Here is a 4,913-nt window from a genome sequence, read left to right as displayed (position 1 = left end):
TAAGGGTTACGTGATAGCCTCTTTGCTATAATCACGAAAATTTTATAAAGTGAACCCATGAAATTTATTGAAACACGCGGAAATGACGGAATCCATCCACAACAGGTTACCTTTTCAGAGGCGATTTTAAGCCCGATTGCTTCGTTTGGCGGTTTATACGTTCCTACTGAACTTCCAAATTTAGGGGAAGCATTTCTTACGAAGCATTTGGGTTCTTCGTATAAAGAGTTAGCAAAAGATTTGTTGACAACCCTTGCGATTGATATAGAGCCATCCGTTATCGATGAAGCGTTATCCCTCTATGACAAATTTGACGATCCGACCAACCCCGTTCCGGTCGTCAAAGTGCGTGATGATTTGTATGTGAGCGAACTTTATCATGGACCGACCCGTGCGTTCAAAGATATGGCGCTTCAGCCTTTCGGCGTCGTTCTCAGCTCTATCGCTCAAAAACGGGGTGAAGAGTATCTTATTTTAGCGGCAACAAGCGGCGATACGGGTCCTGCGGCGTTGGAGACGTTTAAAAACAGAGCGAACGTTCGTGTCGCGTGTCTCTATCCAGATGGGGGAACCTCGGACGTTCAGCGTCTTCAAATGGTGACCGAAGATGCGGCTAATCTCAAAGTGATCGGGATCAAAGGGGATTTCGATGATGCTCAAAGTGCATTGAAAAAGCTTTTGGGTTCTCAAACGTTCAAAGATGCCCTAAAAGCGAAAAATATCTCCCTCTCAGCGGCAAACTCGGTGAACTTCGGACGGATCATTTTCCAAATCATCTATCACATCCACAGCTACCTCGAACTGGTTCGTCAAAACGTCATTGCACTGGGTGAAAAAGTCTACCTCGATGTCCCGAGCGGAAATTTTGGGAATGCTTTGGGCGGGTATTACGCCTATAAAATGGGTCTTCCGGTCGAGAAGATCATTATCGCATCCAACGAAAACAACGTCCTTACCCGTTTGATCAATACGGGTCGTTATGATTTGCGCGGCGAGCACGTCGTTGCGACAACATCTCCTGCGATGGATATTTTGATCTCTTCCAATGTCGAGCGTATCTTGTTCGATCTTTTCGGTTACGAGCGAACCAAAGAGCTAATGGCGGGTCTCGAAGCGGAACGTTTCTATGCATTGAGCGATAATGAGACGATGAAGATTCAGAACCTTTTTGCCGCGGATTATTGTAACGGAGCGGAAGGGAAAGGGTACATCAAAGAGGCGTATGATGCGGGTTATTTGATGGATCCCCATACGGCGACCTGTTTTAAAGCATATGATTGCTGTGCAACAAAACCTCTAAAAACGATTGTCTATTCAACGGCAGAGTGGACGAAGTTTTCTCCGACGATTGCAAATGCCCTGAGCGGAGAGAAAGGCGCGAATGATATCGACGCTCTTGAATCCATCTCAAAAACAGCCAAAACGCCGATCCCTCCGATGGTAAAAGGGCTATTCTCTAAACCGATCACACAAGACACCGTAATCGATAAAGAGAACATTGAAAAAGAGATTTTAAACTTCCTTAACTAAATATTTTTAGCTTTCAGCTTCCCTTGGTGGAGTGCCATCTCCATCAATTTAATCTCTTCGTCGCCCCAAATCAAAATTTTCTTCGATATGCTCAAATCAGGCTGTTTCGCTGAAGCGTACTGAACTCCCGACAAAATATGCTTGATACAGTTGATACGGGCTTTTTTCTTGTTATCGGAACGGATAATGACCCACGGGGCATTTCCGGTATGAGAGGCCCGGAGCATAGAATATTTCATCTCCGTATATTTGTCCCATAAATCTTGTGACTTGGCATCCACGGGTGAGAGTTTAAACTGCTTGAGGGGATCGGTTTTACGCTCTTTAAACCGTTTGGCCTGCTCATCTTTGGAGACGGAAAAGTAGAACTTAAAGAGAATAATTCCGGAGCTGACAAGCATATGTTCAAACTCGCCTACTTGATTTAAAAACTCTTGATGCTCTTGCGGCGTACAAAATCCCATAACCGGCTCAACACCGCCGCGATTGTACCAGCTTCGGTCGAAGAGAACGATTTCACCGGCACTCGGTAGATGTTGGGTATAGCGCTGAAAGTACCATTGTGTTTTTTCGACGTCGGAGGGCTTATCGAGTGCGACGACACGCGCACCTCGGGGGTTAAGGTGTTCGGTAATCCGTTTGATCGTCCCCCCTTTGCCTGCCGCATCGCGCCCTTCAAAAATCATCAGGATTTTAAGCCCTTTGTCTTTGACGTAGTTTTGAAGCTTGAGAAGTTCAATCTGGAGTTCTTTGAGCTCTTCTTCGTACTCTAAAACCGATTTTTTAACCCAGACGGGAAGTCTCTCTTCAATATTGCTTTTACTTCGACGCTCTTGTTCATTCTGTTCTTTTGATTTTCGTCTATCATCGTGAATAACATCTTCAATTTTTTGAGCTTCTATTATTTCGGTTTTTGCCATTGCACTTGTTGCACCCATTAATAGCTCCTAATTTTTTTAATTATAACGTTGAAGAGATTAAATCATCAAGTTTTGTGATCTCTTTTGTACTGGCAAAGCAAGAATGTTCGCCACAGATCGTCAATTCATCAAGCAACTCATCATTTTTTAGAAGAACAAACGGGTAACTGAAAGTGGTTGTAATCTGAGATAATGTGTCAGATTTGCCCTTGATAAAACGTTCTCCTCTTAAATGGCGAATCACTTCTGACGTGAGAGTAGGATAGTAAATCGGTGTTTTCATCAGTTTAAGGGAGACGAATTCGAGACTTTTAAAGGCAAAATGGGTGTATTTCGGATCAACCAAGATTCCAAGGCTAAAGAGTACATTCACCATAATCCCAAGTGCACTAGGGTAGGTACCATCATCCAATTCAGCCACAGTGGTGAAAGCTCCTCGGCTGAAATACCATTTTCCCTCTTCATAAAAAAGTTCTAGCGCTTTGTTCGCAAAACGTTGTCCTTGAATGAGATAGCGCTCATTCAGCGTCGATTGATACCCTTCAATATAGGCACGGCACAGATAGGCATAATCTTCTAAAAATGCTTCTATTTTGGGTGCTTTGTGGATCAGGGTCGAGTGTTTAAGCTGCTCTTCTATAAACATAGTGGTTTCGAGTTTTTCTAAAGAGCGCAGTGCTTGTATCCTATAGGTTGTATCGCTTCTTCCCAAAACAAACAGGGCGTGTATCATCATCGCATTCCAAGCTGTAATCACTTTTTTGTCGATAAAGGGGTAGATGCGGCTCTGACGCAGTATACGCAGTTCTTCTCTGAAAGGTTCAAACCACTCTGGGCGCTTATGAGAGGAGAAGCGGATGATGCAGTGCCCCTCAAAATTTCCCTCCGGTGTTGCACCGATCAGACGTGCCGTTTCAAGGGGCTTGGCAACAGAGCATTTCTCCAGTGCCGTTATGATTTCGTTATAGCTATAGACGAAGTATTTCCCCTCTTCCCCCTCACTGTCTGCATCGCTGGCACTGTAAAAGAGGTCGTTTTCCATCATAAAATTCATCATAAAATCGGCACATTCACGGGCAATACGAAGATAATATTCATTGTTGTAGAGGATTCCTACTTCGGCATACATTCCGCAGAGGAGGGCATTATCATAGGTCATTTTCTCGAAATGGGGAACCAGCCACTCAGCGTCGGTACTGTAGCGGCAAAAACCGCCGTCAACGTGATCATACATCCCTCCCAAAGCCATTGAATCGAGGGTATGGGTAAGGATCGTTTTGATTTTTTCATCACTTTGGAGTCTATCGAGAGTGAGGAGTGTTTTGAGGGTAGAGACATGAGGAAATTTCGGTGATTTTGAAAAACCGCCGTTGATCTCATCATAATTATGGAGTGATTGCTGAGTAAATTGGGTGATGATTTTTTCAGTTAGAACCGTTGCCTGAACACTCTCATTTTTAGGACGGAGATAGCCGACAATTTCTTCGGCATTTTGAAACAGTTTCTCGTCATTTTGTGCTACTTTTTCGGCGATGATCGCAGTCAACTCGCTAAAGCCCATCATTCGTTCGCGATTGAACGGAGGGATGTAGGTGGCGGCGTAAAAAGGTTTGTTAAGAGGAGTACAGAAAATAGAGAGAGGCCATCCCCCTGCGCGTCGATTGAGGAGGTTATGGAGCTCTTGGTAGTGTTTATCGATATCGGGACGCTCTTCACGATCTACTTTGATGCAGACGAAGTGGTGATTGACAAATTCGGCGATCTCACTATTTTCAAACACCTCATGTTCCATTACATGACACCAATGACAGCTGCTGTATCCGATACTTATAAAGATAGATTTGTGTTCCGATGACGCTTTTTCAAAGGCTTCGTCACACCACGGATACCACTCTATGGGATTATCTTTATGTTGTTGTAAATAAGGGGAATCTTCGAGTGCAAGACGGTTGGACATAAAAGGCTCCATGTAAAGTTACGGGTAGTGTAGCATTTACGGCTATACCTAAGCTGAAAAATATTAACAATGTTTCTGTCTACGCTTCATTACAGCTAATTGTGATAAAATGGAGATGAATTTTTAAGAAGGTTATTTATGCGTTTACTATTATTTTTACTTTTTTCATTGAATGTATGGGCGGTTGGATTTTTACAGCCCGATGAGGCATTTAAACCTAAAATAAGCGTCATTGATAACAATACGGTCGGTATTGAAATTGAGCTTGGCGAGATGATTTATCTGTATGAAAATAAACTTAAAGTAGAAGATGCCAATCCTAAAGACGGGATCGATTTTGCTTCCGTGACAATGAATAAAGCTGTCGATCATGAAGGGGAACGTGTTTTTGAAACCTCTCCGGCAATTCGGATTAAACTCTCTAAAAGTACAGATGTCAGCGGTGAACAAAGTATCGGTGTAAAACTCTCCTATCAGGGGTGCTCATCTGCAGGATTATGTTATGA

The 4,913-nt window shown here is 43.4% G+C and carries 4 protein-coding genes; 2 read left to right on the top strand and 2 right to left on the bottom strand.

Annotated features, from left to right (window positions below):
* Positions 1-57 precede the first annotated feature (57 nt).
* A complete protein-coding gene (gene thrC / locus A2517_RS08915; protein ID WP_294896215.1) occupies positions 58-1,530 on the top strand; it encodes a threonine synthase in 1,473 nt (490 codons plus the stop codon).
* On the opposite strand, the gene ppk2 is transcribed toward thrC, so the two are convergent.
* Positions 1,527-2,468, bottom strand: a complete 942-nt coding sequence (ppk2, locus tag A2517_RS08910; protein WP_294896213.1) for a polyphosphate kinase 2 — start codon at positions 2,466-2,468, stop codon at positions 1,527-1,529. The genes thrC and ppk2 overlap by 4 nt on opposite strands.
* Positions 2,469-2,490: 22 nt before the next feature.
* Positions 2,491-4,407, bottom strand: a complete 1,917-nt coding sequence (locus A2517_RS08905) for a thioredoxin domain-containing protein (protein WP_294896211.1) — start codon at positions 4,405-4,407, stop codon at positions 2,491-2,493.
* Positions 4,408-4,545: 138 nt separating this feature from the next.
* On the opposite strand from A2517_RS08905, the gene A2517_RS08900 reads away from it, so the two are divergent.
* Positions 4,546-4,913: protein-disulfide reductase DsbD N-terminal domain-containing protein (locus A2517_RS08900; protein WP_294896210.1), on the top strand; the 368-nt coding region annotated here is incomplete at its 3' end.

Origin of the sequence: Sulfuricurvum sp. RIFOXYD12_FULL_44_77, assembly GCF_001830725.1 — a bacterium.
GTDB lineage: Bacteria > Campylobacterota > Campylobacteria > Campylobacterales > Sulfurimonadaceae > Sulfuricurvum > Sulfuricurvum kujiense_A.
The sequence above is the reverse complement of the archived record's forward strand: the minus strand, read 5'-3'. Positions and strand labels throughout refer to the sequence as shown.

What these genes read in the sequence shown, in the direction of transcription:
- ppk2 (WP_294896213.1), bottom strand. Translation starts at nt 2,468, where the DNA reads ATGGGTGCAACAAGTGCAATGGCAAAAACCGAAATAATAGAAGCTCAA.
- thrC (WP_294896215.1), top strand. Translation starts at nt 58, where the DNA reads ATGAAATTTATTGAAACACGCGGAAATGACGGAATCCATCCACAACAG.
- A2517_RS08905 (WP_294896211.1), bottom strand. Translation starts at nt 4,407, where the DNA reads ATGTCCAACCGTCTTGCACTCGAAGATTCCCCTTATTTACAACAACAT.